Annotated in this window: 26 protein-coding genes; 10 read left to right on the forward strand and 16 right to left on the reverse strand. The window is 62.1% G+C overall.

Annotation, left to right across the window (positions count from 1 at the left end):
- Positions 1-63 precede the first annotated feature (63 nt).
- The 4 genes from ACZ5RT_RS16000 to ACZ5RT_RS16015 all read left to right on the forward strand — a co-directional run bounded on the left by ACZ5RT_RS16000 (position 64) and on the right by ACZ5RT_RS16015 (position 3,014).
- Positions 64-1,791, forward strand: a complete 1,728-nt coding sequence (locus ACZ5RT_RS16000) for an FAD-dependent oxidoreductase (RefSeq protein WP_464453120.1) — start codon at positions 64-66, stop codon at positions 1,789-1,791.
- Positions 1,792-1,809: 18 nt separating this feature from the next.
- Positions 1,810-2,052 carry a DUF2783 domain-containing protein gene (locus tag ACZ5RT_RS16005; RefSeq protein ID WP_464453121.1) on the forward strand — a complete coding sequence of 81 codons (243 nt, stop codon included), beginning with the start codon at positions 1,810-1,812 and terminating at the stop codon, positions 2,050-2,052.
- A 273-nt stretch (positions 2,053-2,325) separates the two neighbouring features.
- Positions 2,326-2,619 carry a type II toxin-antitoxin system HigB family toxin gene (locus ACZ5RT_RS16010; protein ID WP_108427196.1) on the forward strand — a complete coding sequence of 98 codons (294 nt, stop codon included), beginning with the start codon at positions 2,326-2,328 and terminating at the stop codon, positions 2,617-2,619.
- Positions 2,620-2,630: 11 nt separating this feature from the next.
- Positions 2,631-3,014, forward strand: coding sequence for a helix-turn-helix domain-containing protein (locus tag ACZ5RT_RS16015; RefSeq protein WP_108427197.1), 384 nt, complete (start codon positions 2,631-2,633; stop codon positions 3,012-3,014).
- Between the two features lie 149 nt (positions 3,015-3,163).
- Here ACZ5RT_RS16015 and ACZ5RT_RS16020 read toward each other — a convergent pair whose 3' ends face one another.
- The 5 genes from ACZ5RT_RS16020 to metX all read right to left on the reverse strand — a co-directional run bounded on the left by ACZ5RT_RS16020 (position 3,164) and on the right by metX (position 8,663).
- Entirely contained in the window at positions 3,164-4,060 is an 897-nt protein-coding gene (locus ACZ5RT_RS16020) for a ribose-phosphate diphosphokinase (protein ID WP_464453122.1), read from the reverse strand.
- A gap of 13 nt (positions 4,061-4,073) precedes the next feature.
- Entirely contained in the window at positions 4,074-5,660 is a 1,587-nt protein-coding gene (locus tag ACZ5RT_RS16025; RefSeq protein WP_291924577.1) for a thymidine phosphorylase family protein, read from the reverse strand.
- A gap of 66 nt (positions 5,661-5,726) precedes the next feature.
- Positions 5,727-6,926, reverse strand: coding sequence for a Bcr/CflA family efflux MFS transporter (locus tag ACZ5RT_RS16030; RefSeq protein WP_464453123.1), 1,200 nt, complete (start codon positions 6,924-6,926; stop codon positions 5,727-5,729).
- Position 6,927: 1 nt separating this feature from the next.
- Positions 6,928-7,512: a methionine biosynthesis protein MetW gene (metW, locus tag ACZ5RT_RS16035; RefSeq protein WP_464453124.1), complete on the reverse strand. Its 585-nt coding sequence runs from the start codon at positions 7,510-7,512 to the stop codon at positions 6,928-6,930.
- Positions 7,509-8,663, reverse strand: coding sequence for a homoserine O-succinyltransferase MetX (gene metX, locus ACZ5RT_RS16040; protein ID WP_464453125.1), 1,155 nt, complete (start codon positions 8,661-8,663; stop codon positions 7,509-7,511). Before metX ends, metW begins: the two co-directional genes overlap by 4 nt.
- 200 nt (positions 8,664-8,863) lie before the next feature.
- Between metX and ACZ5RT_RS16045 the strand changes: the two genes are divergently transcribed.
- Positions 8,864-9,679, forward strand: a complete 816-nt coding sequence (locus tag ACZ5RT_RS16045; RefSeq protein WP_464453126.1) for a formate/nitrite transporter family protein — start codon at positions 8,864-8,866, stop codon at positions 9,677-9,679.
- Between the two features lie 25 nt (positions 9,680-9,704).
- Here ACZ5RT_RS16045 and ACZ5RT_RS16050 read toward each other — a convergent pair whose 3' ends face one another.
- Positions 9,705-10,271, reverse strand: a complete 567-nt coding sequence (locus ACZ5RT_RS16050) for a TMEM165/GDT1 family protein (protein WP_108427204.1) — start codon at positions 10,269-10,271, stop codon at positions 9,705-9,707.
- Between the two features lie 168 nt (positions 10,272-10,439).
- Between ACZ5RT_RS16050 and ACZ5RT_RS16055 the strand changes: the two genes are divergently transcribed.
- Positions 10,440-11,642 carry an ammonium transporter gene (locus ACZ5RT_RS16055; protein ID WP_108427205.1) on the forward strand — a complete coding sequence of 401 codons (1,203 nt, stop codon included), beginning with the start codon at positions 10,440-10,442 and terminating at the stop codon, positions 11,640-11,642.
- Positions 11,643-11,870: 228 nt separating this feature from the next.
- On the forward strand, positions 11,871-12,410 hold the full coding sequence (locus ACZ5RT_RS16060; protein WP_464453127.1) for an RNA recognition motif domain-containing protein: 540 nt from the start codon (positions 11,871-11,873) through the stop codon (positions 12,408-12,410).
- A 107-nt stretch (positions 12,411-12,517) separates the two neighbouring features.
- Here the strand turns inward: ACZ5RT_RS16060 and lptC are convergent, their stop codons facing one another.
- The 3 genes from lptC to ACZ5RT_RS16075 are packed head-to-tail and all read right to left on the reverse strand — an operon-like array spanning position 12,518 to position 14,686.
- Complete coding sequence (lptC, locus tag ACZ5RT_RS16065) at positions 12,518-13,123, reverse strand: LPS export ABC transporter periplasmic protein LptC (RefSeq protein WP_108427207.1); 606 nt, start codon at positions 13,121-13,123, stop codon at positions 12,518-12,520.
- The gene (locus ACZ5RT_RS16070; RefSeq protein ID WP_291924562.1) at positions 13,120-13,707 is read right to left on the reverse strand and encodes a KdsC family phosphatase; all 588 of its coding nucleotides are present in this window, start codon (positions 13,705-13,707) and stop codon (positions 13,120-13,122) included. Before ACZ5RT_RS16070 ends, lptC begins: the two co-directional genes overlap by 4 nt.
- A gap of 1 nt (position 13,708) precedes the next feature.
- Positions 13,709-14,686: a KpsF/GutQ family sugar-phosphate isomerase gene (locus tag ACZ5RT_RS16075; RefSeq protein ID WP_199220078.1), complete on the reverse strand. Its 978-nt coding sequence runs from the start codon at positions 14,684-14,686 to the stop codon at positions 13,709-13,711.
- Positions 14,687-14,807: 121 nt separating this feature from the next.
- On the opposite strand from ACZ5RT_RS16075, the gene ACZ5RT_RS16080 reads away from it, so the two are divergent.
- From ACZ5RT_RS16080 to ACZ5RT_RS16090, 3 genes are all read left to right on the forward strand, one after another.
- Positions 14,808-16,793, forward strand: coding sequence for a cation:proton antiporter domain-containing protein (locus ACZ5RT_RS16080; protein ID WP_464453128.1), 1,986 nt, complete (start codon positions 14,808-14,810; stop codon positions 16,791-16,793).
- A 4-nt stretch (positions 16,794-16,797) separates the two neighbouring features.
- Positions 16,798-17,352, forward strand: a complete 555-nt coding sequence (locus tag ACZ5RT_RS16085) for an adenine phosphoribosyltransferase (RefSeq protein WP_464453129.1) — start codon at positions 16,798-16,800, stop codon at positions 17,350-17,352.
- An 83-nt stretch (positions 17,353-17,435) separates the two neighbouring features.
- Complete coding sequence (locus ACZ5RT_RS16090) at positions 17,436-17,972, forward strand: 2,4'-dihydroxyacetophenone dioxygenase family protein (protein ID WP_108427212.1); 537 nt, start codon at positions 17,436-17,438, stop codon at positions 17,970-17,972.
- A gap of 80 nt (positions 17,973-18,052) precedes the next feature.
- Here the strand turns inward: ACZ5RT_RS16090 and ACZ5RT_RS16095 are convergent, their stop codons facing one another.
- The 7 genes from ACZ5RT_RS16095 to ACZ5RT_RS16125 form a co-directional block, all read right to left on the reverse strand.
- Positions 18,053-19,012: a branched-chain amino acid ABC transporter permease gene (locus ACZ5RT_RS16095; RefSeq protein ID WP_416560035.1), complete on the reverse strand. Its 960-nt coding sequence runs from the start codon at positions 19,010-19,012 to the stop codon at positions 18,053-18,055.
- A gap of 4 nt (positions 19,013-19,016) precedes the next feature.
- Positions 19,017-19,901: a branched-chain amino acid ABC transporter permease gene (locus tag ACZ5RT_RS16100; protein WP_291933732.1), complete on the reverse strand. Its 885-nt coding sequence runs from the start codon at positions 19,899-19,901 to the stop codon at positions 19,017-19,019.
- Between the two features lie 36 nt (positions 19,902-19,937).
- On the reverse strand, positions 19,938-21,152 hold the full coding sequence (locus ACZ5RT_RS16105; RefSeq protein WP_464453130.1) for an ABC transporter substrate-binding protein: 1,215 nt from the start codon (positions 21,150-21,152) through the stop codon (positions 19,938-19,940).
- 25 nt (positions 21,153-21,177) lie between these two features.
- Positions 21,178-21,888, reverse strand: a complete 711-nt coding sequence (locus tag ACZ5RT_RS16110; protein ID WP_291933726.1) for an ABC transporter ATP-binding protein — start codon at positions 21,886-21,888, stop codon at positions 21,178-21,180.
- On the reverse strand, positions 21,881-22,657 hold the full coding sequence (locus ACZ5RT_RS16115; protein ID WP_108427217.1) for an ABC transporter ATP-binding protein: 777 nt from the start codon (positions 22,655-22,657) through the stop codon (positions 21,881-21,883). The genes ACZ5RT_RS16110 and ACZ5RT_RS16115 overlap by 8 nt, the downstream gene beginning before the upstream one ends.
- A 154-nt stretch (positions 22,658-22,811) precedes the next feature.
- Complete coding sequence (locus ACZ5RT_RS16120) at positions 22,812-23,594, reverse strand: 3-hydroxybutyrate dehydrogenase (protein ID WP_464453131.1); 783 nt, start codon at positions 23,592-23,594, stop codon at positions 22,812-22,814.
- Positions 23,594-25,123 (reverse strand): AMP-binding protein, encoded by a 1,530-nt coding sequence (locus ACZ5RT_RS16125; RefSeq protein ID WP_464453132.1) that lies wholly within the window; start codon positions 25,121-25,123, stop codon positions 23,594-23,596. Before ACZ5RT_RS16125 ends, ACZ5RT_RS16120 begins: the two co-directional genes overlap by 1 nt.
- Positions 25,124-25,260 lie beyond the last annotated feature (137 nt).

Raw genomic sequence — 25,260 nt, forward strand, 5'->3', positions numbered from 1 at the left:
TATCTATAGTAAATTACCGTTTGTCGCACCGAAAGGTGTTTACCTCATGGCCGGAGACCACGCATGGGCGCTTACATCAACCCGATCTATCCCTACAAGTCGCCTGCCGATTTGATGTCCACACCGCCGCAGCGCAAACCGCTGATCGTCATTGGCGCAGGGCCAGTGGGCCTGGCCGCCGCCATCGATGCCCGATTGCAGGGTTTGGATGTGTTGGTGCTGGACGACGACAAAACCGTCTCGGTGGGGTCGCGCGCCGTCTGCTACGCCAAACGCTCGCTCGAAATCCTCGACCGCTTGGGCGTTGCCGAGCAGGCCTGCAACATGGGCGTGAGCTGGAACATCGGTCGCACTTTTTTGGAAGAGGACGAGGTCTACCAGTTCAACCTGGTGCCCGACGCGGGCCACAAGCGCCCGGGCATGATCAACCTGCAGCAGTACCACGTCGAGGAAATGCTGATCGCCCGCGCCTTGGAGCTGGGCGCGGACATCCGTTGGCAGCACAAGGTCACCGCAGTCACCCGCCACGACGATCACGCCACCCTCACGGTGGAAACGCCTGACGGCACCTTCGACATCGAAGCCGACTGGCTGGTGGTGGCCGACGGCGCACGAAGCCCCATTCGCCGCCACCTGGGGCTGGACATCGAAGGCCGTGTGTTCCAGGACCGCTTTTTGATCGCCGACGTGATCATGAAAGCCGACTACCCGGCCGAGCGTTGGTTCTGGTTCGACCCGCCGTTTCACCCCAACCAGAGCGTGTTGCTGCACAAGCAGAGCAACAACGTCTGGCGCATCGACTTCCAGCTCGGTTGGGACGCCGACCCCGAAGAAGAAAAGAAGCCCGAAAAAGTCATCCCGCGCCTGCAGGCCATGCTGGGCGACGACCGGCCGTTTGAGCTGGAGTGGGTGAGCATCTACACCTTCCAGTGCCGCCGCATGACCGATTTTCGCCACGGCCGCGTGCTGTTTGTGGGCGATGCGGCACACCAGGTCTCGCCCTTTGGCGCACGTGGCGCCAACTCGGGCTTTCAGGACGCAGACGATCTGATGTGGAAACTGGGCTTGGTCATCAAAGGCCAAGCCAGCGAGAAACTGCTCGACACCTACGCGCACGATCGCCAGTTTGCCGCCGACGAGAACATCATGAACTCGACCCGCTCGACCGACTTCATCACGCCCAAGAGCCGCACCAGCAAAACCTTCCGCAACCAGGTGCTGGCACTGGCCAAGCACTACGCGTTTGCGCGCAAGCTGGTGAACTCGGGCCGATTGTCCATGCCGTCTTTCCTGACCGAGTCGGTCCTCAACACGCCCGACACAGACGTGTTTGAAGGCCAGATGGTGCCCGGCGCACCGATGGACGATGCACCCGTGCAAGTGAACGGGCAAGACGCCTGGCTGCTCGACCAAGTGGGCAAGGGCTTTCAGGTCTTGTTGTTTGCCGACGCCGTGCCCTCGCCCGAAGTGCTGGCGCAAATCGCATCCTGTGGGAGCGCGCCCCTGCGCGCGAATGCCGTTTCACCATCCCGTGGGAGCTTGCCCCTGCAAGCGAACGAGCCCGTCCAAGTGACCCCCCTCATCGTCGCATCCAGCCCCCTGCACATCCCCGGCGTCAATGTGATCGTCGACACCCAAGGTCTGGTGGCCAAACGCTACGACGCACGGCCCGGGACCACCTACCTGCTGCGCCCGGATCAGCATGTGGTCGCCCGCTGGCGCACGCTGGACACCCACGCCGTGCAGGCCGCACTGGCCCGCGCCCTCGGAAGCCACATCGGCCAGGCCTGAACCGCACCAAGGACTGACATGAAAACCGACATGCACACCGCCCTGAAAACAGACCCCAACTTCCACGAAGCGGGCCGCCGTTTCTTCCGCGACTTCTCACCCGGCGACGAGTTCTATGAACACCTGATCGAAGCCCACAACGGCCTGACGGACGAACAAAGCGAAGCGCTCAACGCCCGCCTGATCTTGCTGCTGGCCAATCACATTGGGGATTTGGGGGTGTTGCGGGAGGCGCTGGACAAGGCACGGGCGGGGGCTTGAGCGAAATTTTTGCGCGGGCTGATTTGTTCAGATTGAGGTTTTCTGATTGATGACGGGGTAGACAGCGTCGCCCCACAGTGCATTTGAGTTCTCCATCATCAGCGCGATGATCACGGATACGAGCTTGCCCGGCAAACGAGTGCAATCATGCAACTGGTCGCTGTTGATCCTTCCAGTCGTTTGGGACTCGACGCCTCTGGCTGTGCTGGGTCATTGGCTCAAGCAGTCATTTTTGATTGTTGTGTTGATACCAATTTGGTATCATAATGGGTCATGCGAATCGTTGCGATATCTACACTTCGTGCCTTTTGGACAAAGCATCCTGATGCACAAACACCGTTAACGGCTTGGTACGCGTTGGCCAGCAGGGCGCAATGGAGGTCGCCATCTGACATCAAAAATGCCTACAGAAATGCCAGCTTTACAGCCAACAATCGGGTGGTGTTCAACATCAAGGGCAATGACTACCGGTTGGTGGTGCTGGTTCGCTATGACAAAGGCTTGTTGTTTGTGAAGTTTGTGGGTACGCATGCGCAATACGACAAGATCGATGTGTTGACTGTTTGAAGGAGAACCCTGTGGAAATCCGCACCATTCACAACAAAAAAGAATACAAGGCAGCCCTGGAAGCCATCGAGCAACTTTGGGATGCTCCAGCCAAGTCTGCCGAAGCCGAGCGTTTGGATGTGCTCACTCTGCTGGTGGAACATTACGAGAAAACGCACTTTCCGATCGCTGACCCAGACCCGATTGAGCTGATTGAGCACGTCATGGAGAGCCGTGGGCTGACCCGCAAAGATCTTGAACCCATGATTGGCCCCCGTGGCCGTGTGGCTGATATTTTGAACAGAACGCGCCCATTGACGCTCGAAATGATCCGCCGCTTGGTCGCTCAGCTTGATTTGCCCGCAGACGTCTTGGTGAAACCCTACTTGTTGCGCGAAGAGTTATTGGCTGCTTGAGACGGCTGACCCCACGCCCGTAGACATGACGATGAAGTTGTAGATCGGTACCTTCAGGTCCGACATGGTGGGCTTCGGTTCAAATCGCATGTCGGCTCTGTTGCCACCGACCTAAGGGCTGTCGACAACAGCCCAATCAAACGCTCAGCTCAATACGCGACAACATCTTCCTTGATCGCCCTCGCCAGCAACCCCGCCAACCCCACCACATTGCTCGGATGCGCCACGCTGTCCGTGCTCCAGAATTCGCCCACACCTGCCTGATGGATGCGTTGCAGGGCATCGCCTGCCAGCAGGGCGTGGGTCACGGCCACGTCTACGCTGGCGGCGCCTGCGGCCAATGCCAAGGCAGCGGCGTTGGCCAGGGTGTGGCCGCTGCTGGCCACGTCGTCCAGCAGCACCACGGCTTGGCCGCGCAGGTCGCACGCGGGCAGCGCGATGCTCACGGCGTGGTCGCCGTGGCGCACTTTGCTGCACACCGCATGTTGCAGGCCGTGGGCAGCGGCGGCTTGGGTGACCCATTGCGCTGATTCGCTGTCGGGCCCCAGCAAGAACGCGCCGGGTCGGTGCTGCGCAATCCAGTCGCCCAGCAGCGGTGCCGCGCTGAACGTGATGGCCTGGCGGGCGGGCACCGCTTCGGCCAGGGTGGCCACCCGGTGCAGGTGTGGGTCCACCGTGATGACCGCGTCGAACAGCGTGGCCAGCCAGGCACCCACGATGCGCTGGCTGATGGCCTGGCCGGGGGCGAATGCCATGTCTTGCCGCATGTAGGCCAGGTAGGGCGCGACCAGGCTGAGGTGCTTGGCACCCAGTTGGCGGGCGGTGGGTGCGGCCAGCAGCAGTTCGGTCAGTTTGTCGTTTGGCTGGTGCAGGCAGCGCAGCAGCACCACACGCGGGGGTAAGTGCGCAGGCAGCGTGAGCTGGGTTTCGCCATCGGGAAAGCGGTGACGCTCTACCCGGTGCGGCACCAGACCCGCAGCATCGGCCAGGCGCAGGGCGGCGGGGGTTTCGTCTTCAAAGTAGAGCAATGCACCGCGTTCAGGCATTTGCCGTCCTTCTTCAAAACTCGACAAACACATGCGGCACTTCATCGGCCTGGCCCAGCGTGTAGCCGCTGGCTTTGCGGCACAGCTGCGTGGCAAATTCCAGGTCGCTCGGGTAGGCGGCGTGCACCCGGTACAGCGGCGTACCTTGCGTGACGCTATCGCCCAGTTTGTGCAGCAGATCCACCCCGGCGCTTTGCACTTTGGGGGCACCGGCCATGCGGGCCACGCGGGCGATCTGTAGGTTGTCGATGCCAGTCACCACGCCATCGGCCGGGGCGCACACCTCCAGCGTGAGCCCGCCCAGCGGCGGGTGGTTGTGGTCAAACGGGCGTGCGCCTTGCGCGTTGATGATGGCTTGCATGCGGCTGAGCGCCCGGCCGGAGTCGAGGATGTCGCGTGCGATGGCAAAGCCGTCGCCGCCGCGCACATCGGGGCTGGCTTCGATCAGGCGACCGGCCAGCCGCAGCGATTTTTGCCGCAGGTCGTTGGGCGCACGCGGGTCGTTTTCGAGCACGCGCATCACGTCGCGCGCTTCGAGCATCGGCCCGACACCCTGGCCCACGGGTTGGCGGCCGTCGGTGATGACCACTTCGAGCGACAGGTGCATGCGCGAGGCCACGTATTCAAACAGCCTGCGCAGGCGCTGCGCCTCGGGCATGGAACGCACCTTGGCGGTGGGGCCGATCGGGATGTCGAGCACCAGGTGGGTGGAACCCGCCGCGATTTTTTTGGACAGGATGGAGGCCACCATTTGCGCGGGCGAGTCCAGCGACAGCGGCCGCTCGACCGCGATCAGCACATCGTCGGCAGGCGACAGATCGGCCGTGCTGCCCCAGGCCAGACAGCCCCGGTGCGTGCGCACGATCTCGGCCAGCTTTTCAAAAGGCAGCTCCACATCGGCCAGAACTTCCATGGTGTCGGCCGTGCCTGCGGGCGAAGTGATGGCGCGAGACGAGGTCTTGGGGCACAGGATGCCGTAGGCCGCCAGGATGGGCATGACCAGCATCGAGGTGCGGTTGCCGGGGATGCCGCCGATGCAGTGTTTGTCGACCACCAGCGGCTCGCGCCAGTCCAGACGCCGACCTGCTGCCACCATGGCTTCGGTCAGGAAGTAGACCTCTTCGCGGTCCATCTCGCCCCGGTTGGTGGCGACCACAAAGGCGGTGAGTTCGATCTTGGAATAGTGGTGTCCCGCAATGTCCCGGACGATGGCGTGGAAGTCGTCCTGGTCCAGGCGTTCGCCATCGATCTTGCGAAACAGCGCCTCCATCGACGCCGGGGGCTCGGCCTGCGAGACCGAGGCGGTGTGTCCATCGGGCACACCCAGGTGGCGAAAAGCGTCTTCGGACAGGCCGATTTCGGTGCAGGCCACGATGCTGTCGTCGTCGACCACATTGAGGGTGGCCAAAACATGCCGGCCGTTGGCGCGCACTTCGATTTTCGACAGGGCCTGAAAACCCTCGGCCCGGTACACCGCGCAGTTGCGGTTGAGGTAGGCCACGTTTTCACGGTAAGTGTCGATGGCCACACGGCGCAAGGACAAAGGCGAGGCCCGGTCGGCGGGGCCAGGTGGCAAAGCGGAGGGGGATGGCGTGTCCATGGCTTTCAGCCTACACCCAAAACGCCCGTTGCGGCAGGTCTGCCGAGCTTCAGGCCTTGCAGTGGCTCAATGCCTGCGCAGAAAAAACTGCGCCGTCGCGCCGGTCAGGGCAAAGGCCAGCATCATCCAGCCCAGGTTGACCGCGCCTTCGTGCGGCACCAGCCCCACCAGATAACCCCCGGTGGCCCCGGTGAGCTGCTGCATCAGGCCAGCCACCGCCGCGGCCGATCCGGCCAGCGCGGGCAGCACGCCCACGGTGCCCGCCAGCGCAGGCGGGTTGAGCAGGCCATGGCCAAAGCCCAGCAAGAGCAGCGGCAAGGCCACAGCCAAAGCCGTCTGCACGCCAAACAGCCCCAATGCCAGCATCACGACCAAGCCACCCAATGTGAGGGCCTGGCCCCAGGCCATCACACGCGATTCGCCCGCCTGCGCAATCAGCCGCGACGTCATGAAATTGCCCAAAATGTAGGACACGGGTACGGCCATGATGAACCAGCCAATGCCGTCGGGGCCGATGCCGTAACCCTTGAGCACGATCGGAGCCCCGGCGAGGAAGGCATAAAACGTGGCGGTGGTCGCGGCAAGGATGGCGACATAGAGCAAAAAACGCGGCTCGCGCAGCAAACGGGCGTAAGCGCTGAGCATGGACCGCAGCCAGTGGCCCGGTGCAGGCGCAGGTTTGGCCACACGCGGCAAACCCAGCCACGCGGCCACCAGCAGCACCGCCGCCAGCACCGCCAGCAGCACGAAGTTGGTCTGCCAGCCGTAGCGCACATGGATCTGCCCGCCGATCAGCGTGGCCAGCGGCGGGCACATGCCCAGCGCCATGCCGATGTAGGCCATGACGCGGGTGCGCTGTGGCCCGGTGAACAGGTCTTGCACCATGGAGCGGCTGACCACCATGCTGGCCGCGCTGCCTGCGCCTTGCAGCACACGGGCAGCGGTGAGCGTGGCGATGTCGGTGGCCAGTGCGGCCATGACCGAGGCCAGCCCCGCCACCACCAGGCCCAGCATCAAGATGGGTTTGCGCCCATGCCGGTCAGACAGCGGGCCGTACACCAGCTGCAACACGCCGTAGGCGACCACATAGCCACTGAAGGTCAGTTGCACATCGGCCTGGCGGGTGTTGAAGAGGGTGCCCCACTCCTGCATGGAGGGCAGGCACAGCGTCATGGCCAGCAGGCCAAAGGCGATTTGGGCCAGCACATTGGCGATCAGCCAGGGGCCGTGAGCGCGCGGGCCCTGGTTGGCTGGTGTGCTGGTCATCTCAGCTGCGCTGCAGTTTGTACACCGCTGTGCCGGCCATCAGGTTGGGCAACACACGCACTTCCTGTCCCTGTTGCAGACCGAAGGCATCCACCACCTGCAGGTGGTTTTTACGGGCCAGATCGCCAAAGTCGGCAAAGGTGCCCACGCGGATGTTGGGCGTGTCGTACCACTGGTAAGGCAGGCGTTTGGTCACCGGCATGCGGCCTTGCAGCACGCTCAGGCGGTTGAACCAGTGCGCAAAGTTGGGGAAGGCCACGATGCCCACGCGGCCCACACGCACCGTTTCGCGCAACATGGTTTCGGCGTTGCGCAGGTGTTGCAGGGTGTCGATTTGCAGCACCACGTCAAACGATTGGTCGGCAAACAGGCTCAGGCCTTCGTCCAGGTTGAGCTGGATCACGTTCACGCCGCGCTGTACGCAGGCGTGCACATTGGCGTCGTCCAGCTCCACGCCGTAGCCGGTGCAAGCATTGTGTTGTTGCAGGTGGGCCAGCAAAGCGCCATCGCCGCAGCCCAAATCGAGCACGCGGGCGCCGTGCGGTACCAGCCGCGCAATGGCTTGCATGATCAGGGGGTCGCTCATGCTGCACCTCCTTCGTTCAAAGTCTTCGCCATGTTGTCAAAGTAAGAGCGCACCACATTCAGGTAACGCGCATCGTCGAGCAAAAAGGCGTCGTGTCCGTGGGGTGCGTCGATTTCGGCATAGCTCACGTCGCGGCGGTTGTCGAGCAGGGCCTTGACCATCTCGCGGCTGCGGGCGGGCGAGAAGCGCCAGTCGGTGGTAAAGCTGACCAGCAAAAATTTGCAGCGGGCACGGGCAAAAGCCTGCGACAAATCGCCGCCAAAGGCGCGGGCCGGGTCAAAGTAATCGAGCGCCCGGGTGATCAGCAAATAGGTGTTGGCGTCAAAGTACTCGCTGAATTTGTCGCCCTGGTAGCGCAGGTAGCTTTCGATTTGGAACTCCACTTCCTGTGTGGAGTATTTGTAGCCGGTGGCGTTGTGCGTCACCGCCGCACGCAGCTCGCGGCCAAACTTTTCGTTCATCACGTCGTCGCTCAGGTACGTGATGTGGCCGATCATGCGGGCGATGCGCAGACCGCGCTTGGGCACCACGCCGTGTTCGTAAAAGTGCCCGGCATGAAAATCCGGGTCGGTCACGATGGCGCGGCGGGCCACCTCGTTGAATGCGATGTTTTCGGCGTTCAGGTTGGGGGCGCTGGCCACCACCACCGCGTGCTTCATGCGCTCGGGGTATTGCAGCGTCCAGCTCAGCGCCTGCATGCCGCCCAGACTGCCGCCCATCACGGCGGCCAGTTGTTCAATGCCCAAGGCGTCGAGCAAACGGGCCTGGGCGTTGACCCAGTCTTCGACGGTGACCACCGGGAAATCCGCGCCATACACGCGCCCGGTGTCGGGGTTGATGTGCATGGGGCCGGTGGAGCCAAAGCACGAACCCAGGTTGTTCACGCCGATCACAAAAAAGCGGTCGGTGTCCAGGGACTTGCCGGGGCCGATCATGTTGTCCCACCAGCCCACATTGTGGGGTTGGTCGGCGTACACGCCCGCCACATGGTGCGAGGCGTTGAGCGCGTGGCAGATCAGCACCGCGTTGGACTTGTCGGCGTTGAGCGTGCCGTAGGTTTCGTAGCTCAGCGAATAGCCACGGATGGACGCACCGCTTTGCAAAGGCAAAGGGGCTTCAAACAGCATGCTTTGGGATTCGGCGATCAGCATCGAATGTGTTCAGGTGTACAAAAAACAAAACCCGGCTTCGCAGTCAGCTGGGCCGGGCTTCAGTGGGTTGAAACACACGCCATTTAGCTGAATTTCGAAACCAGGGGTTCCGGCGCCCGCAATCGGGTTCAAATCGGCGTATGAAGCAAGTATAAGGGCGAAGATCAAGCCCCCGTCAGAAGCATGCATCAGGAGCACACATGTCAGAACTTTATGGCTCGGACGCCTACAGTCCCGTCGAAATCGCCCGCCGCATCGAGTCGGTGGGCGAAGCCAAGGCCCGCATGGCGGTGCTCCCGCTGGCTTTGCTCGGGGTGCTGGCTGGCGCCTTCATCGGGCTGGGGGCCATGCTGTTTGTGCTGGTCAAGTCCGACCCGACGCTGGGTTTTGCCACCAGTGCCGTGCTGGGCGGACTGGTGTTTGCCATGGGTTTGCTGATGGTGGTGGTGGCCGGGGCCGAGCTGTTCACCGGCAACAACCTGATCGTCATGGCCTGGGCCGATGGCCGGGTCAGCACGGCACAGGTGCTGCGCAACTGGGTCATTGTGTGCCTGGCCAATTTTGTCGGCGCGGCCGGTCTGGCGCTGCTGGTGTTCGCCAGCGGCCACGCCAGCCTGAACGGCGGCGCGATTGGCCAGAAGGTGGTGCAGATCGCTGTGGCCAAGCAGGAGTTGCCCTTTGTCACGGCCTTGCTGCGCGGGGTGCTGTGCAATGTGCTGGTGTGCATGGCCGTGTGGATGGCCATGGCCGGGCGCAGCGTGACCGACAAAGCGGTGGCCGTGGCGCTGCCGGTGATGGCCTTTGTGGCGGCGGGCTTTGAACACAGCATCGCCAACATGTACCTGATGCCGCTGGCCATGCTGTTGCAGCAAAGCGGCCTGACGGGCTACCCCGCCGTCACCTGGGGCGGCATGCTGGGCAATTGGCTGCCGGTGATTCTGGGCAATCTTCTGGGCGGCGCGGTGCTGGTGGCTGGGGTTTACCACGTCATTTACAAGCGCCAGCCTTCGGCTTGAGGCCTGCGCCGGCAGAAACCTGCGCTCAGGCGCCCCAGCCCGATAAAGCAATCACGCCCAACACGGCAAAAATGCCCGCCGAGATCAGGTGCACCAGGCGCAGCGGCACGCGTTTGGTGATGGCGTCGCCCAGCCACACCACCGGGGCGTTGGCCAGCATCATGCCCAGCGTGGTGCCGGCCACCACGGCGAACCAGGCGTTGTATTGGGCGGCCAGCATGACGGTGGCGATCTGCGTCTTGTCGCCCATCTCGGCCAGAAAGAACGCCACCACCGTGGTCACGAACACCCCCATGCGCGGGGCGCTGTCGCCCTCTTCGTCGTCCAGCTTGTCGGGGATCAGCATCCACACCGCCATGGCGATGAAGGACGCGCCCAGCACCCAGCGCAGCACATCGGGGCCCATCATGGTGGTGACCCAGCTGCCCACGGCCCCGGCCAGGCCATGGTTGGCCAGCGTGGCCACCAGAATGCCCAGCACGATGGGCCAAGGTTTGCGAAAACGGGCGGCCAGCACCAGCGACAACAGTTGGGTTTTGTCGCCCATTTCAGCCAGGGCCACGATGCCGGTGGAGACGAGGAATGCTTCCATGTGAATGTGCCGCGCGGAATTCAAAAAAGAAGAATCTTACGTGAGTGACCTGAAGGTGCTGGTTTGATGCGCATCAATTTGGGCCTATTTCTTGCTTTTGTTTGGTGCGCCGAGGGTTTTTGAGCCCTTTATGCACCAAATCAATTCAAAAATCCTCAAGAGACGGTCATGGAAGCACTGAAACAGGGCGCGGATGCGCTATTTATTTTGTTGGGCGGCATCATGGTGCTGGCCATGCACGCCGGTTTTGCCTTTTTGGAGCTGGGCACCGTCCGCAAAAAGAACCAGGTCAATGCGCTGGTGAAGATCCTGGTGGATTTTTCGGTCTCCACGGTGGTTTATTTTGTGGTGGGTTACAGCGTGGCCTACGGCACCACCTTTTTTGTCGGAGCCGAGCAGCTGGCCGCCAAGAACGGTTATGACCTGGTCAAGTTCTTCTTTCTGCTGACCTTCGCTGCCGCCATTCCCGCCATCATTTCGGGCGGGATTGCCGAGCGGGCCAAGTTCTGGCCCCAGCTGATCGCGACCGCCGTGATCGTGGGCTTTGTTTACCCCTTTTTCGAGGGCATCGCCTGGAACCAGCACTTTGGCGTGCAGGCCTGGATCAAGGCGCTGACGGGCGATGAGTTCCATGACTTTGCGGGCTCGGTGGTGGTCCACGCCATGGGCGGCTGGATCGCTTTGCCCGCGGTGGTCTTGCTCGGTGCCCGCTACAACCGCTACCGCAAGGACGGTCAGGTCTCGGCTCACCCGCCGTCGAGCATCCCGTTTCTGGCTTTGGGCTCGTGGATTCTGATCGTTGGCTGGTTCGGCTTCAATGTGATGAGTGCCCAGACCTTGGACAAGATTTCGGGTCTGGTGGCGGTCAACTCCCTGATGGCGATGGTGGGCGGCACTTTGGCGGCTTTGTTGCTGGGCAAGAACGACCCCGGCTTTGTGCACAACGGCCCTTTGGCGGGTTTGGTGGCGGTGTGTGCGGGCTCTGACCTGATGCACCCGTTTGGTGCTTTGGTCACTGGCGCGGTGGCGGGTGCCCTGTTTGTGGTGATGTTCACCCTGACCCAGAACAAATGGAAGATCGACGATGTGCTGGGCGTCTGGCCCTTGCATGGCATTTGCGGTGCCTGGGGCGGGATTGCTGCTGGCATTTTTGGTGCCACCGGTCTGGGTGGATTGGGCGGCGTCAACCTCATGGCGCAATGGATCGGTACTGCGCTGGGCGTGGCTTGGGCTTTGCTGGGCGGGGTGCTGGTCTATGGTGTCCTGAAATGGACGTTGGGCCTGAAACTCAGCCCGGAAGAAGAGTACGACGGTGCTGATTTGAGTGTCCACAAAATCAGCGCCACACCGGACCGTGAAGTGAGTTGGTAAAACAACAGATTGGTGCGGCAGACCACATTCTGCGCGGCTTCGGGGGATTACCCCTTGCGTTTTTTTTTGTTTTATCACTCATAATTGCCGGACTTCACTGTCAGAAGCAGCGAAGTCATGTTTGCGGTGACCAGATCAGTTTCGCTTTCCTTCCGATGTTTTCAGGTTTGTTGAATGCGTTTTCGGAGCTCCATCGCTTTTATCTCTGTGTTTTGAGGAGTCCCTTTCATGGGCAACAAACTTTACGTCGGCAACCTGCCTTACTCGGTTCGCGACGGCGATCTGGAACAAGCCTTCGGTGAATTCGGTGCTGTGACCAGCGCCAAAGTCATGATGGAACGTGACACTGGCCGCTCCAAAGGCTTCGGCTTTGTGGAAATGGGCAGCGATGACGAAGCACAAGCAGCGATCAACGGCATGAACGGTCAGCCCCTGGGCGGCCGCAACGTGGTGGTGAACGAAGCCCGTCCCATGGAAGCCCGTCCTCCCCGCACTGGCGGCGGTGGCTTCGGTGGTGGTGGCGGTTACGGCGGTGGTCGCCGTGAAGGTGGTGGCGGCTACGGCGGCGGTCGCGAAGGCGGCGGCGGTTTTGGTGGCGGCCGTGAAGGCGGTGGCGGCGGCTACGGCGGCGGTCGTCGCGAAGGCGGCGGCGGTTACGGTGGTGGCGAAGGCGGCGGCGGTGGTTTCCGCAGCCCCTACGGTGCCGGCCCACGCGGTGGTGGCGGTCGCCGTGAAGGCGGTGGCGGCGGCTACGGCGGCGGTTATTGATTCACGCACTGGCCTGTCAGCTGACAGGCCCTTGAATCTTCACAGAGCCCTGCATTGCAGGGCTTTGTCGTTTGTGGGGTTCGCCGCCCCTTGGCCTCTGGCGTCCGTTACGGTGTTTTGCGTGGCTTGGGCGCCAAGGTGCCGCGCACCCGCCCTTGCAACACGTGCTCGCCCGTGTTGCTGTTGAAGTCCATGGTGTTGCCCGTGAAGACATCGCGGTCACGGGTGATTTGCACCGGGTCGGCAGACACCACGCGGTCTTCGTCGGGCAGGGCAACCAGGCGCTCTCCCTGCAGTTCAATTTGAGGGCGGGTTTCTTGCGGGTGTTTGATGGCGTAGGCGTTGCCGATCAGGGTGACTTGCTTGCCATCGTCGGTGGCGATGCCCTGCTCGGCGCGGGCGTTCATCTTGGCACCGCTGTCGCTTTCGGCATAAATGCGAACCCGGTCAATGTGCAAGGCCTCGGTGGCCGGATAGTGCTGGGCCTTGTCGCCAATGACCTCACGGGTCATGCGCCCGCTGGCATTGAAGGATTTGACCGAGAAATCGGCCAGGCGGTAGTCGGGGTCCTGGCGCACAGGCTTGTTGGCCTCGGGCGTGAGCAGTACCGGCACGCTTCGGACCAGCCACCAGCTGGCCAGTGCCAGCAAGGCCATCACGATCAAGGGCAGGTAAATGCTCAACTTGTCGAGCAGGCGGCGCAACCCGTTCATGCCGAGGGGCCTGCGTGTGCGTGGGTACCAACCTGGGCCAGCAAGCGTGCGTAATGGCCGCCAGCCACCAGCAACAGGTCACAAAACGCACGGGCCGCGCCTTCGCCACCTCGCTCAGCCGTGATGTGGTGTGCCACCGCCTTGGCTTGGGCGTGCCCGTTGGCAGGGGCGCAGGCAAAGGCCACGCGCTGCATCACCGGCAAATCGGGCCAGTCGTCGCCCATGGCGGCCGCTTGCGCCCAGCTCAAACCCAGGGTGTGCAGAAAATCTTCGGCAGCCGGGCGTTTGTCTTCGGTGCCAAAACGCGCATGCACGATGCCCAGCGCCTTCAGGCGCAGGCGCAGCGCGGGCGAGTCGCGCCCGGTGATGACCACGGGCGTGATGTCTGCTTGTTGCAGCAATTTCAGACCTTGCCCGTCCAGCGTGTTGAAGCGCTTGAGGGCTTCGCCGCTTTCCGAAAAATACAGCCCGCCGTCGGTCAGCACGCCGTCGACGTCGAAAAAGGCCACGCGAATGCCTTGCGCTTGCAACAGCAATTCGGGCGGGTAATGCAGAGCCGGTGTGAGCGTTTGGACGGCTTGCACGTCAGATCACCTTGGCCCGCATCAGGTCGTTGGTGTTCAGGGCGCCACACAGGTGCCCGGCTTCGTCGACGACGAGGATGCTGGTGATGCGCCATTGCTCCATCATCTCGGCCGCTTCGACGGCCAACGCGTCAACCCGGATGGTGCGGGGGTTGGCGTGCATCACATCGCGTGCCCGCAGGCTGCGCAGGTCCGCGCCTTTTTCGATCAGGCGGCGCAAGTCACCATCGGTGAACACCCCCAGCACGCGGCCTTCGGCGTCGGTCACGGCGGTCGCGCCCAGGCCCTTGCTGCTCATCTCGCGCATGAGGGCGGTGAATTCGGCATCCGGTCCGACCTGCGGCACATCGCTGCCCTTGCGCATCACATCGTCCACATGGGTCAGCAGTCTGCGGCCCAGTGAACCGCCGGGATGCGAGCGGGCAAAGTCTTCGGGCTTGAAGCCCCGGGCATCGAGCAGGGCCACGGCCAAGGCATCGCCCATGGCGAGTTGGGTGGTGGTGCTGGCTGTGGGTGCCAGGTTCAGGGGGCAAGCTTCTTTGTCGACCGAGCAGTCGAGCACCACGTCGGCATGGCGGGCCAGCGAGGACTGCAGGCCGCCGGTCAGTGCGATCAGGGGCACGCCCTGGCGTTTGAGGACCGGCAAGATGGCCACCAGTTCATCGCTTTCACCACTGTTGGAGATGGCCAGGACCACGTCGATGCCCTGGATCATGCCCAGGTCACCATGGCTGGCTTCGCCGGGGTGGACAAACATCGCCGGGGTGCCGGTCGATGCCAGGGTGGCGGCAATCTTGCGACCGATGTGCCCGCTTTTGCCCATGCCGGTGACCACCACGCGCCCTTGCACGCCCAGCACCATGTTCACGGCCTGGACAAAGCGCTCGTCCAGGCGGGCTTTGAGTTGCAACAAGGCTGTGGCCTCGATGTCGAGCGTCTCGCGGGCGAGTTGCAGGGTGTGGGCAGAGTGGGCGAGCATGGTGGGCATTTTATCGGTCGGCGGGCCGTGTCACGAAACAGCAGTGCTCAAGCCCACATCGGGTGGTGAACGGATGGCCCGGATCGCCGAGAGGGTCACATGCGCTTGTTACCATTGAAGCATGAGCGCTTTGGAGTTGACCCTGTTGTATTTGCTGGCCGCGGTGTTGGGCGTGGTGGGCTGCCGCATGCTCAAGCTGCCGCCGATGCTCGGTTATCTGGCGGTGGGCGTGGTCATAGGCCCCAACGCATTGGCGCTGGCGCAAAACTCCGAGGGCGTGAAACACCTCGCTGAGTTCGGCGTGGTGTTCCTGATGTTTGTGATCGGGCTGGAGTTCAACCTGCCCAAGTTGCGTTCCATGCGCAAGCACGTGTTTGGCCTGGGCCTGTTGCAGGTGTTGCTGACGCTGGTGATCGTGACGGTGTTTTCCTTGTTTGTCGCCACCATGGCCCCCACGCTTTGGAAGATGGAGTGGCAAACCGCGCTGGCGCTGTCGAGCGCCATGGCCATGAGCAGCACGGCCATCGTGATCAAGCTGGTGGCCGACCGGCTGGAGCTGGAGTCCGAGCACGGCAAGCGTGTGGTGGGTGTGCTGCTGTTTCAGGATTTGGCGGTGGTGCCTCTGATCGTGATGATTCCGGCTTTGGGCGCACCGGCCGAAGAAATGTTCTCGGCCCTGTTGTTGGCGGCGGCTAAGGCCACGGTCTTGATCACCTTGCTCATGACCGGTGGGCAGCGTGTCATGCGCTGGTGGCTCACGCTGGTGGCGCGGCGCAAAAGCGAAGAGCTGTTTGTGCTCAACCTCCTGCTGGTCACCCTGGGGCTGGCCTGGATCACCGAGATGGCGGGCCTGAGCCTGGCGCTGGGTGCGTTCATCGCAGGCATGCTGATTTCCGAGACCGAATACAAGCATCAGGTGGAGCTGGACATCCGGCCCTTCCATGATGTGCTGCTGGGCCTGTTTTTCATCACCATCGGCATGATGCTGGACTGGTTCATTGTGGTGGAACGCTGGCCACTGGTCTTGCTGCTCACCACCTTGCCTGTGTTGTTCAAGCTGGTGTTGGTGACGGCGTTGGCCAAGCTGACCGGCGCGCCCAATGGGGTGGCCCTGCGCACCGGCTTGTACCTGGCGCAGGCGGGTGAGTTCGGTTTTGTGCTGCTGACACTGGGGGCGCAAAGCAACATCATCCCGCCCGCTTTGCTCAACCCTGTTTTGGCCAGCATGGTGCTGTCCATGATGGCCACCCCCTTCATCATCATGCACAGCGACCGCATCGTGCTCAAGGTGGTGGCCAGCGAGTGGTTGCAACAGTCCTTGCAGATGACCACCATCGCCCGCAAGTCGATCAACACCAGCAAGCACGTCATCATTTGTGGCTACGGGCGATGCGGCCAAAACCTGGCCCGCATGCTCGAAAAGGAAAACATACCCTACATGGCGCTCGACTTGGACCCCGACCGGGTGCGCCAGGCGGCCGCGGCCGGAGATTCGGTCGTGTTTGGCGATGCCGGACGTCTGCAATCGCTGATGGCCGCAGGCCTGGCCCGCGCCAGTGCGGTGGTGATCACCTACCTGGATGTGCCCGCGGCCATGAAGGTGCTGGACCACACCCACAGCCATGCACCGCAAGTGCCGGTGATTGTGCGCACGCAAGACGACCTGGATTTGGAAAAACTGCAGCTGGCGGGGGCGACTGAAGTGGTGCCCGAAGCGCTGGAGGGCTCGCTCATGCTGGCCAGCCATGCGCTGGCGTTGGTGGGTGTTCCCATGCGCCGCGTCATTCGCATCGTGCAAGACCAGCGTGATGCCCGCTACAACCTGTTGCGCGGTTACTTCCATGGCGCGGACGATGACACGCTGGACGAAATTGACCACGAGCGCCTGACCACGGTGGGCTTGCCATTGGCTTCGCCCTGGTTGGGCAAGCAGATCAAAGACCTGGCTTTTCACGCCATGGGTGTGCGTGTGGTGAACCTGCGCCGCGCCAATGGCCAGTCAGAAAAAGTCAGCGATGACACCGAGTTGTTCTCTGGCGATACGCTGGTGCTGTCGGGTAAATCCGAAACCTTGGCAATCGCCGAAGAAAAACTCTTGCGAGGTTGAACCGATGGACGAACTGAACGTCAACGACTATTTAAAAAGCCACATCCGTACCGTGCCCGACTGGCCTGCGCCGGGCGTGCAATTTCGCGACATCACACCGCTGCTGCAAGATCCGCGCGTGTTCCGCGTGCTGATCGATGCCTTTGTGCACCGTTACATGCACCCGGCCTTGCGCCCTGACGTGGTGGCAGGGCTGGATGCGCGGGGTTTCATTCTGGGCTCGGTGGTGGCCTATGAGCTGGGGCTGGGTTTTGTGCCCATCCGCAAAAAAGGCAAGCTGCCCTTCACCACGGTGGAAGAAACCTATGAGCTGGAATACGGCAGCGCCACGGTAGAGCTGCACACCGATGCCGTCCAACCTGGCCAGCGTGTGCTGCTGATCGACGACCTGATCGCCACGGGCGGCACCATGATGGCGGGCAAGAAGCTGCTCGAAAAACTCGGCGCCACCGTGATCGAGGGTGCGGCCATTGTCGACTTGCCCGAGCTGGGTGGGTCTGACCGGATTCGGGCCGCGGGTTTGAAGCTGTTCACGCTGGTGTCTTTCGAGGGACATTGAGGCCAGCGGGCTGTCGCGCACGGCGCTGACAAGGCGCCTGGACCGCTCTAAGCTGGGTGTTTTCCACTTGCCCCGGTCCACCCATGAGCTCGAACCACACCCCGCCAGCGGCCGCCGATGACCGCGTTCCCTATGCGAAACCCCAGCCCTGGGGCATGGCGCCCGACATGGTGGTGCACAACGTGCAGACCGAAGACGAACGCCTGTGGGCGCCTGTCGCCCCGGGCATCTGGTCTCGCCCCCTGCACCTGAATGTGAGCGGCGGCTTTTATGTGCACCTGCTCAAAGTCAAGCGCTCGGGTCTGCTGCAGCGTCACCGGCATTCGGGCATGGTGCATGCGCATGTGCTGCGCGGCAAATGGCTGTATCTGGAGCACGACTGGGTGGCCGAAGAGGGCAGCTATGTGTTCGAACCGCCGGGCGAAACGCACACCCTGGTGGTGCCCGACGACTGTCAGGACATGGTGACCTTGTTCACCGTGCATGGCGCGTTGATGTATGTCGACACGCAGGGCAACGCCACCGGGTATGACGATGTGTTCACCCGCATCGAAAAATACCGTGCCCACTTCGAAGCCGTTGGGCTGGGTGCAGATTACGTGAAGAACTTCATGCGTTGAAGCGCTGATTCCGGACAAGAAAAAACCGCCTGTCAGGGCGGTTTTTTCTTGGGGGCCTCACTGTCAGGCGAGGACCGAACTCAAAGTGGTTTCTTGAGCCAGTTGGCGATCTCGCCCACGATGCCGCGGCGGAAGGCCAGCACGCAGATCACGAAGATCACACCCTGGATGATGGTGACCCAGGCACCCAGCTGGGCCAGGTAGTTTTGCATGCTCACGATCACAGCCGCGCCGACCACCGGGCCGAACAAGGTGCCCAAGCCACCCACCAGCGTCATCAGCACCACTTCGCCCGACATGGACCAGTGCACATCTGTCAAAGAGGCCAACTGGAACACCAGCGATTTGGTGGCACCCGCCGTGCCGGCCAATGCGCCAGAGATGACAAAGGCGATCAGCTTGTAGAGGTCGGTGTCATAGCCCAGCGAGATGGCGCGATCCTGGTTTTCGCGGATGGCTTTGAGGATCTGACCAAAAGGCGAGTGCACGATGCGCCAGATGAAGGCAAAACCCGCCAAGAAGATGGTCAGCACAAACAGGTACATGTTCGTGTTTTGTTCGAGGTCAAACACGCCAAACAGTTTGCCGCGAGGCACGCTCTGGATACCGTCTTCACCACCGGTGAAAGGCGTTTGCAGGTAGAAGAAGAACACCATTTGCGAGAACGCCAAGGTGATCATCGCAAAGTAAATGCCTTGCCTGCGGATGGCCAATGAGCCTGTGACGAGGGCCAGCAAGGCCGAGCAGCCTGTGGCAAACAACACGGCCAGCTCGGGGTTCCAGCCCCAGACCTTGGCCGCATGCGCGGCGGCATAACCGGCGGTGCCCAAAAACATGGCATGGCCGAACGACAGCAGGCCGCCAAAGCCGATGAGCAGGTTGAAGGCGCAGGCGAACAAGGCAAAGCACATGACCTTCATCAGGAAGATCGGGTAGACCCAAATGGGCGCGATGACCAGAACCGCCACCATGATGGCGAAGGCCACCCACTGGTGCGTGAAAGACTGGGTCTTGAAGGAGGGCGTCGAGACAGTGGTCATGGTCTTACTTCTGGGTGCCGAACAACCCGGCAGGCTTGATCAGGAGAACAATGGTCATGATGATGAAAATCACCGTGCTGGAAGCTTCGGGGTAGAAGACCTTGGTCAGGCCTTCGATCAGGCCCAGACCGAAACCGGTCAGGATGGCCCCCATGATGGAGCCCATGCCGCCAATCACCACCACCGCAAACACCACGATGATGATGTCAGCGCCCATGGTCGGGTTGACCTGGTAGACGGGTGCGGCCATGACGCCAGCAAAGGCGGCCAATGCCACGCCGAAGCCATAAGTCAGGGTGATCATGCGCGGCACGTTGATGCCGAACGCCTGCACCAGGCTGGGGTTTTCGGTGGCCGCGCGCAGGTAGGCGCCCAGCTTGGTGCGCTCGATCACGTACCAGGTGGACAAACACACCACCAGCGAAGCCACGATGACCCAGGCGCGGTACTTGGGCAGGAACATGAAGCCGGTGTTGTAGGCGCCCTTGAACACCTCGGGCACCGGATAAGGCATGCCCGATGAGCCGAATTCGTGTCGGAACAAACCCTGAATGATCAGCGCCAGACCAAAGGTCAGCAGCAGGCCATACAAATGGTCGAGCTTGTACAGCCGTTTGAGCATGGTGCGTTCAATGACCATGCCGGTTGCGCCCACCAGAATCGGCGTGACGATGAGCGAAACCCAGTAATTGATGCCCAGTTTGGTGAGCGAGAGGTAGGCCACGAAGGCGCCCAGCATGTACTGGGCTCCGTGGGTGAAGTTGATGATGTTCAGCAAGCCGAAAATCACGGCCAGACCCAGTGAGAGCAGTGCGTAAAAAGAGCCGTTGATCAGCCCGATCAGCAATTGCCCGAACAGGGCTTGCGAGGGTATGCCAAAGATTTCCATTGTGATGTTTCGACTTGCTTGAACTAAGGGGAGGGATTACTTCTTGACCAGAGGGCACTCGCTCTCGGCCAAGGGGCGGAAGGCCTCGTTGGCAGGGATCGTGGCGACCAGCTTGTAGTAGTCGTAAGGGCCCTTGGACTCGGAAGGCTTCTTGACCTGGAACAGGTAGGCGGGGTGCAACTTGCGGCCATCGGGGCGCACGCTGCCTTTGCCGAACAAGGGGTCATCTGTGGGCAGCTCTTTCATCTTGGCGGCCACTTTGGTGCCGTCGTCGGTCTTGGCTGCATCCACGGCCTTGAGGTAGTGGATCACGCTGGAGTACACACCGGCTTGCACCATGGAGGGGTATTTGCCGCCGTTGGCTGCAGCAAAGCGCTTGGTGAAGGCACGTGTCTGGTCGTTCAGGTCCCAGTAGAAGGTTTCGGTCAGCATCAGGCCCTGTGCGGTGTTCAGGCCCAGCGAGTGAACGTCGGGCAGGAAGACCAGCAGACCTGCCAGGTTCTGGCCGCCTTTGGTGATGCCGAACTCAGCCGCTTGCTTGATCGAGTTGGTGGTGTCGCCACCGGCGTTGGCCAAACCGATGATCTTGGCCTTGGAGGCTTGAGCCTGCAGCAGGAACGAAGAGAAGTCCTGCGATGGGAAAGGTGTGCGGACCTTGCCCACGACCTTACCGCCGCTCTTGACCACCACAGCTTCGGTGTCGCGCTCCAGGGCGTGGCCGAAGGCGTAGTCGGCGGTCAGGAAGAACCAGGTGTCACCACCGCTTTTGACAATCGCTTTGCCGGTGCCGTTGGCCAGCATCCAGGTGTCATAGGCCCAATGGATGGTGTTGGCGTTGCAGGCCTTGCCGCTCAGGTCGGCAGTGGCCGAACCGGAGTTGACGTGCAATTTGCCCTTGTCCGCAGAAATCTTGGCAATCGCCAGACCGACCGAGGAGGTGGGCACGTCGGCGATCATGTCCACCTTGTCGGTGTCGTACCACTGGCGGGCAATGTTGGAGCCCACATCGGGCTTGTTCTGGTGGTCGGCACCGACCACCTCGACCTTGAGCTTGCTGCCGGAGGCCTTGATGTAGTCCTCCACCGCCATTTTGGCGGCGCTCACCGAGCCGGGGCCGGTGATGTCGGAGTACAGACCCGACATGTCGTTGAGCACGCCGATCTTGACGATGCCGTCAGAGATCTGGGCTTGTGCACCGCCCGCAAAAGCGCAGGCAGCCATGGCGGCGAGGGAAAGAAGTTTGCGTTTCATCGTGTTGTCTCCAGTTAGAAAAAAATCAGACGCCCAGGTACTCGTTCAACATGCCCATCTTGGAGGACAGCTCCTGTGAGGTAAAGCTCTCCACCATCTGACCATGTTCCATCACGTAAAACCGGTCGGCCAAGGGCGCGGCAAACCGGAAGTTCTGCTCCACCATGATGATGGTGAAGCCCTTGGCCTTGAGGGCCGTGATCATGCGGGCCAGGGCCTGCACGATGACGGGCGCCAGGCCTTCGGAAATCTCGTCCAGCAACAAAAAGCGAGCACCGGTGCGCAGAATGCGACCCACAGCCAGCATCTGCTGCTCACCGCCCGACAGGCGGGTGCCTGGGCTGTTACGGCGTTCCTTCAGGTTGGGGAACATCTCGTAAATCTCATCGACCGACATGCCGTTGGGGGCAATCACGGGGGGGAGCAGGAGGTTTTCTTCGCAAGTCAGGGCCGAAAAAATACCCCGCTCTTCAGGGCAATAACCCAGACCCAGTTTGGCGATCTGGTGCGGTGCCCAGTTCACTGTTTCCTGGCCCTTGATGGTGATGGAGCCGGTGCGGCGTCCCACCAGACCCAGAATGGACTTGACGGTGGTGGTGCGGCCCGCGCCATTGCGCCCCAGCAGCGTCACCACTTCGCCTTCGTTGACCGTGAGGTCCACCCCGTGCAGGATGTGCGACTCGCCGTACCAGGCTTGCAGGTTGCTGATGCGCAGGAATTCTTTGGATTCAGCCATGGGCCCCCTCCAGCTGGTTGTCGGTGGTGCCCATATAGGCTTCCAGCACTTGGGGATTTTGCGAAACCACGGCGTAAGGTCCTTCTGCGATCACTTGTCCACGTTGCAAGACACTGATGGTGTCTGCAATTTTGGACACCACACTCATGTTGTGTTCCACCATCAAGATGGTGCGGTTGGCGCCCACCTTCTTGATCAGCTGCGTCACGCGGTCCACGTCTTCGTGGCCCATGCCCTGGGTGGGCTCGTCCAGCAGCATCAACTCGGGCTCCATGGCCAAGGTGGTGGCAATTTCCAAAGCGCGCTTGCGGCCATAGGGCAGCTCCACCGCTGTGAGGTCGGCCATGCTGCCCAGGTCCACCTCGTCCAGCAAAGCCATGGCTTTGTCATTGAGCTGGCTCAGGCTGCGCTCGGAGCGCCAGAAATGCAGCGAAGTCCCGGTGGCGCGTTGCAAACCAATACGAACGTTTTCCATCACCGTGAGGTTGGGAAAAGTCGCCGAAATCTGGAAAGACCGCACGATGCCGCGCCGCGCCACCTGGGAGGGTTTTTCAGGCGTGATGTCGTGCCCGTTGAACAGGATCTGTCCACGGGTCGGAATCAGGAACTTGGTCAGCAGGTTGAAGACGGTGGTCTTGCCTGCGCCGTTGGGGCCGATCAGCGCGTGGATGTGACCACGCTGCACATTCAGGCTCACGCCGTTGACGGCAACGAAGCCCTTGAACTCTTTGACAAGCTCTCGGGTTTCAAGAATGAAATTGCTGGACATCTGGACTGCTCTGGTTCATTGTTCGGCGGTTAAAAATTCTTAGCATCTGGATTGTGCTGGGCTCTTGTCAGTTTTGCGTCATGGTTATCCCGGGGGGTTGTCTCGCACGTGTCTGCGTCCCACGGTGCCAAAGCGCTTTTGCACACTTCAGGTCTCATTGCGCCGTCCAGCCACCATCAACCGGTAGCGACACACCCGTGATGCCTGCGGCCGCATCGCTGCACAAAAACACGGCCACATCTCCAATCCGTCCGGGCGGCAGCAGTGTTTGGTTGGGCTGCTTTTCACGCAGCAAATCACGGATCGCCGCATCGCGGTTGCCACCCAGCGCCTGCGCCCGTGCCTCAATTTGGGGCGCGATGATGGGGGTGTCGGTCCAGCCCGGGCAGATGCAGTTGACGGTGATGCCATCGGTGGCAGTTTCGAGCGCAACACCTTTGGAGAGGCCCACCAGGCCATGCTTGGCCGCCAGATAGGCGGTTTTGTTGACCGAGGCCACCAGCCCGTGCACCGAGGCGATGTTGACGATGCGGCCCCAGCCTTGTGCACGCATGGCGGGCACTGCCGAGCGCACGGTCATGAACGCTGCGCTCAGGTTGATGGCCAAAATCGCGTCCCAGCGTTCGGTCGGAAAGTCTTGCACCGGGCAGGTGTGCTGAATGCCCGCATTGTTGACGAGGATATCTGGCGTGCGCAGGGCTTTGGCCGCTTGCGCCCACAGCGCACTGGCCGCTTGCGGGTCGCGCAGGTCGGCTGGCACATAAGCGGTTTGTTGTCCTGTGCGTTGCGCCAGAGCGTGTGCCACCGCCTGACCTTCGGACAAGGACTCGATGCCATGCAGCACCACGTCCTGTCCGGCTTCCGCCAGCCGTGTGGCGATGGCCAGGCCAATGCCCTGCGTGGCACCGGTGACCAGCGCGCAGTGTGTGGTACTCATCACGTGTTTCCTTTCAGGCTTTGCGCATCCAGTGTGCGCAGTTCGGTTTTCAGCACCTTGCCGTAGTTGTTTTTGGGCAAGGCCTCGACAAAGTGGTAATGCTTGGGGCGTTTGAAACGCGCGACCTGGGCCAGGCAGTGCGCATCCAGCTCGGCCACGCTCAGGGCTTGCCGACACACCACAAAGGCCACCACCACCTCGCCCCACTCGGGGTCGGGTCGGCCGATCACCGAGACCTCGGCCACCTGCGGGTGCGTCAGCAGCGCTTCTTCGACTTCACGCGGGTAGATGTTGGTGCCGCCGCTGATCACCATGTCTTTGGATCGGTCGAGCAGGCTCAGGTAACCGTCGGCGTCCAGGCGGCCCACATCGCCGGTTTGCAGCCAGCCGTTGCGGATGGTTTTGGCGGTGGCTTCAGGGTCGCGCCAATACCCGGCCATGACCAATTCGCTGCGCACACAAATTTCACCCACCTCGCCCACAGGCAGTTCGGTGCCCGCCTCGTCACAAATCCTGACCTCGACCATGGCCTGCGCATGACCCACCGAGGCCAGGCGTTCCCGCCAGCGCGGGTGGTCGGTGTCCAGCACATCGCTCTTGGGCAAGACGCTGATGGTCATGGGGCATTCGCCCTGACCGTAGATCTGCGCGAAGTGCGGCCCGATGACTTGCAGGGCTTCTTCGATGTCGGCCAGGTACATGGGGCCACCGCCATAGACGATGGTGGCCAGGCCCTGCGGGCGCTCCGGCCCAGTGCGTGCCGCATCGACCAGCCGCCGCACCATGGTGGGCGCTGCAAAAAACGAGGCCTGCTGCCAGTGCGCGGCCAGCGCCAGGGCTTCGTGCGGGTCAAAGCCGTCCGAGCGGGGCACCACGTTCAAGCCCGCATTCAGCACATAAGGCAGGTGGTACATGCCGCCGCCGTGCGACAGCGGTGCAGGGTGGAGCATGGTGTCGCCGCGCTGCACCGATTGCACCGAGGCCAGATAAGCCAGCGCGCAGCCGCGCAATTGGCGGGCGCACAGCACCACGCCCTTGGGCCTGCCCGTGGTGCCGCTGGTGTAAAACAGCCAGGCTGGGGCATCGTCTTCGCGAGGCTGCAAAGCCAGCTGCGGGCCATCGGCTTGTTGCATGAAAGAGTGGTCAGCCTGTACTTGCGTGGCGGCGTTCAATTCCCTCAAGGCCTGCTGCAGGCCGCTGGCACGTTCGTCATCCACAAAAGCCAGACGCGCCTCGCTGTGCCCGGCGATCCAGGCCGCTTCGCGTTCGTGCAGCTTGGCGTTCACCGGTACGGCCACTGCGCCACACCACCAAATGCCCCACATCAGGGGCAGGTATTCGGGTGCGTTGTGCATGAAGAGCACCACCCGATCACCGGCCTGCACGCCTTGTGCGCGCAACCAGTGGGCTGTGCGTGCGGCCCGGCGGGCAAACTCGGCGTAGTCGCACCAGACCTCGGTGCCGTGGGCGATGGCCGATTGTTGTGGATACCGTTCGGCGCTGCGCGCCAACCAAAGGGCGATGTTCATCTCAGTTCAACCTTTCCAGCACCGAGCTACACGCGGGCCAGCCATGTGCGTAACCCATCAGGTCAACCAACATCAGTGAGTGTCCAATGAGCAAAGGGTTTTCAGGAGCGTAAAAGGGATCACGCTTGCAGCTATAT

Source organism: Limnohabitans sp. TEGF003 (genome assembly GCF_055395455.1).

Bases quoted from the DNA above. Each gene is read 5' to 3' on its own strand.
- ACZ5RT_RS16000 (WP_464453120.1), top strand. From the start codon at position 64: ATGGGCGCTTACATCAACCCGATCTATCCCTACAAGTCGCCTGCCGAT.
- lptC (WP_108427207.1), bottom strand. From the start codon at position 13,123: ATGAACGGGTTGCGCCGCCTGCTCGACAAGTTGAGCATTTACCTGCCC.
- ACZ5RT_RS16010 (WP_108427196.1), top strand. From the start codon at position 2,326: ATGCGAATCGTTGCGATATCTACACTTCGTGCCTTTTGGACAAAGCAT.
- ACZ5RT_RS16080 (WP_464453128.1), top strand. From the start codon at position 14,808: ATGAGCGCTTTGGAGTTGACCCTGTTGTATTTGCTGGCCGCGGTGTTG.
- ACZ5RT_RS16020 (WP_464453122.1), bottom strand. From the start codon at position 4,060: ATGCCTGAACGCGGTGCATTGCTCTACTTTGAAGACGAAACCCCCGCC.
- ACZ5RT_RS16005 (WP_464453121.1), top strand. From the start codon at position 1,810: ATGAAAACCGACATGCACACCGCCCTGAAAACAGACCCCAACTTCCAC.
- ACZ5RT_RS16105 (WP_464453130.1), bottom strand. From the start codon at position 21,152: ATGAAACGCAAACTTCTTTCCCTCGCCGCCATGGCTGCCTGCGCTTTT.
- ACZ5RT_RS16025 (WP_291924577.1), bottom strand. From the start codon at position 5,660: ATGGACACGCCATCCCCCTCCGCTTTGCCACCTGGCCCCGCCGACCGG.
- ACZ5RT_RS16050 (WP_108427204.1), bottom strand. From the start codon at position 10,271: ATGGAAGCATTCCTCGTCTCCACCGGCATCGTGGCCCTGGCTGAAATG.
- ACZ5RT_RS16055 (WP_108427205.1), top strand. From the start codon at position 10,440: ATGGAAGCACTGAAACAGGGCGCGGATGCGCTATTTATTTTGTTGGGC.
- ACZ5RT_RS16110 (WP_291933726.1), bottom strand. From the start codon at position 21,888: ATGGCTGAATCCAAAGAATTCCTGCGCATCAGCAACCTGCAAGCCTGG.
- ACZ5RT_RS16075 (WP_199220078.1), bottom strand. From the start codon at position 14,686: ATGCTCGCCCACTCTGCCCACACCCTGCAACTCGCCCGCGAGACGCTC.
- ACZ5RT_RS16030 (WP_464453123.1), bottom strand. From the start codon at position 6,926: ATGACCAGCACACCAGCCAACCAGGGCCCGCGCGCTCACGGCCCCTGG.
- ACZ5RT_RS16060 (WP_464453127.1), top strand. From the start codon at position 11,871: ATGGGCAACAAACTTTACGTCGGCAACCTGCCTTACTCGGTTCGCGAC.
- metW (WP_464453124.1), bottom strand. From the start codon at position 7,512: ATGAGCGACCCCCTGATCATGCAAGCCATTGCGCGGCTGGTACCGCAC.
- ACZ5RT_RS16045 (WP_464453126.1), top strand. From the start codon at position 8,864: ATGTCAGAACTTTATGGCTCGGACGCCTACAGTCCCGTCGAAATCGCC.
- ACZ5RT_RS16090 (WP_108427212.1), top strand. From the start codon at position 17,436: ATGAGCTCGAACCACACCCCGCCAGCGGCCGCCGATGACCGCGTTCCC.
- ACZ5RT_RS16115 (WP_108427217.1), bottom strand. From the start codon at position 22,657: ATGTCCAGCAATTTCATTCTTGAAACCCGAGAGCTTGTCAAAGAGTTC.
- ACZ5RT_RS16120 (WP_464453131.1), bottom strand. From the start codon at position 23,594: ATGAGTACCACACACTGCGCGCTGGTCACCGGTGCCACGCAGGGCATT.
- metX (WP_464453125.1), bottom strand. From the start codon at position 8,663: ATGCTGATCGCCGAATCCCAAAGCATGCTGTTTGAAGCCCCTTTGCCT.
- ACZ5RT_RS16100 (WP_291933732.1), bottom strand. From the start codon at position 19,901: ATGGAAATCTTTGGCATACCCTCGCAAGCCCTGTTCGGGCAATTGCTG.
- ACZ5RT_RS16125 (WP_464453132.1), bottom strand. From the start codon at position 25,123: ATGAACATCGCCCTTTGGTTGGCGCGCAGCGCCGAACGGTATCCACAA.
- ACZ5RT_RS16085 (WP_464453129.1), top strand. From the start codon at position 16,798: ATGGACGAACTGAACGTCAACGACTATTTAAAAAGCCACATCCGTACC.
- ACZ5RT_RS16095 (WP_416560035.1), bottom strand. From the start codon at position 19,012: ATGACCACTGTCTCGACGCCCTCCTTCAAGACCCAGTCTTTCACGCAC.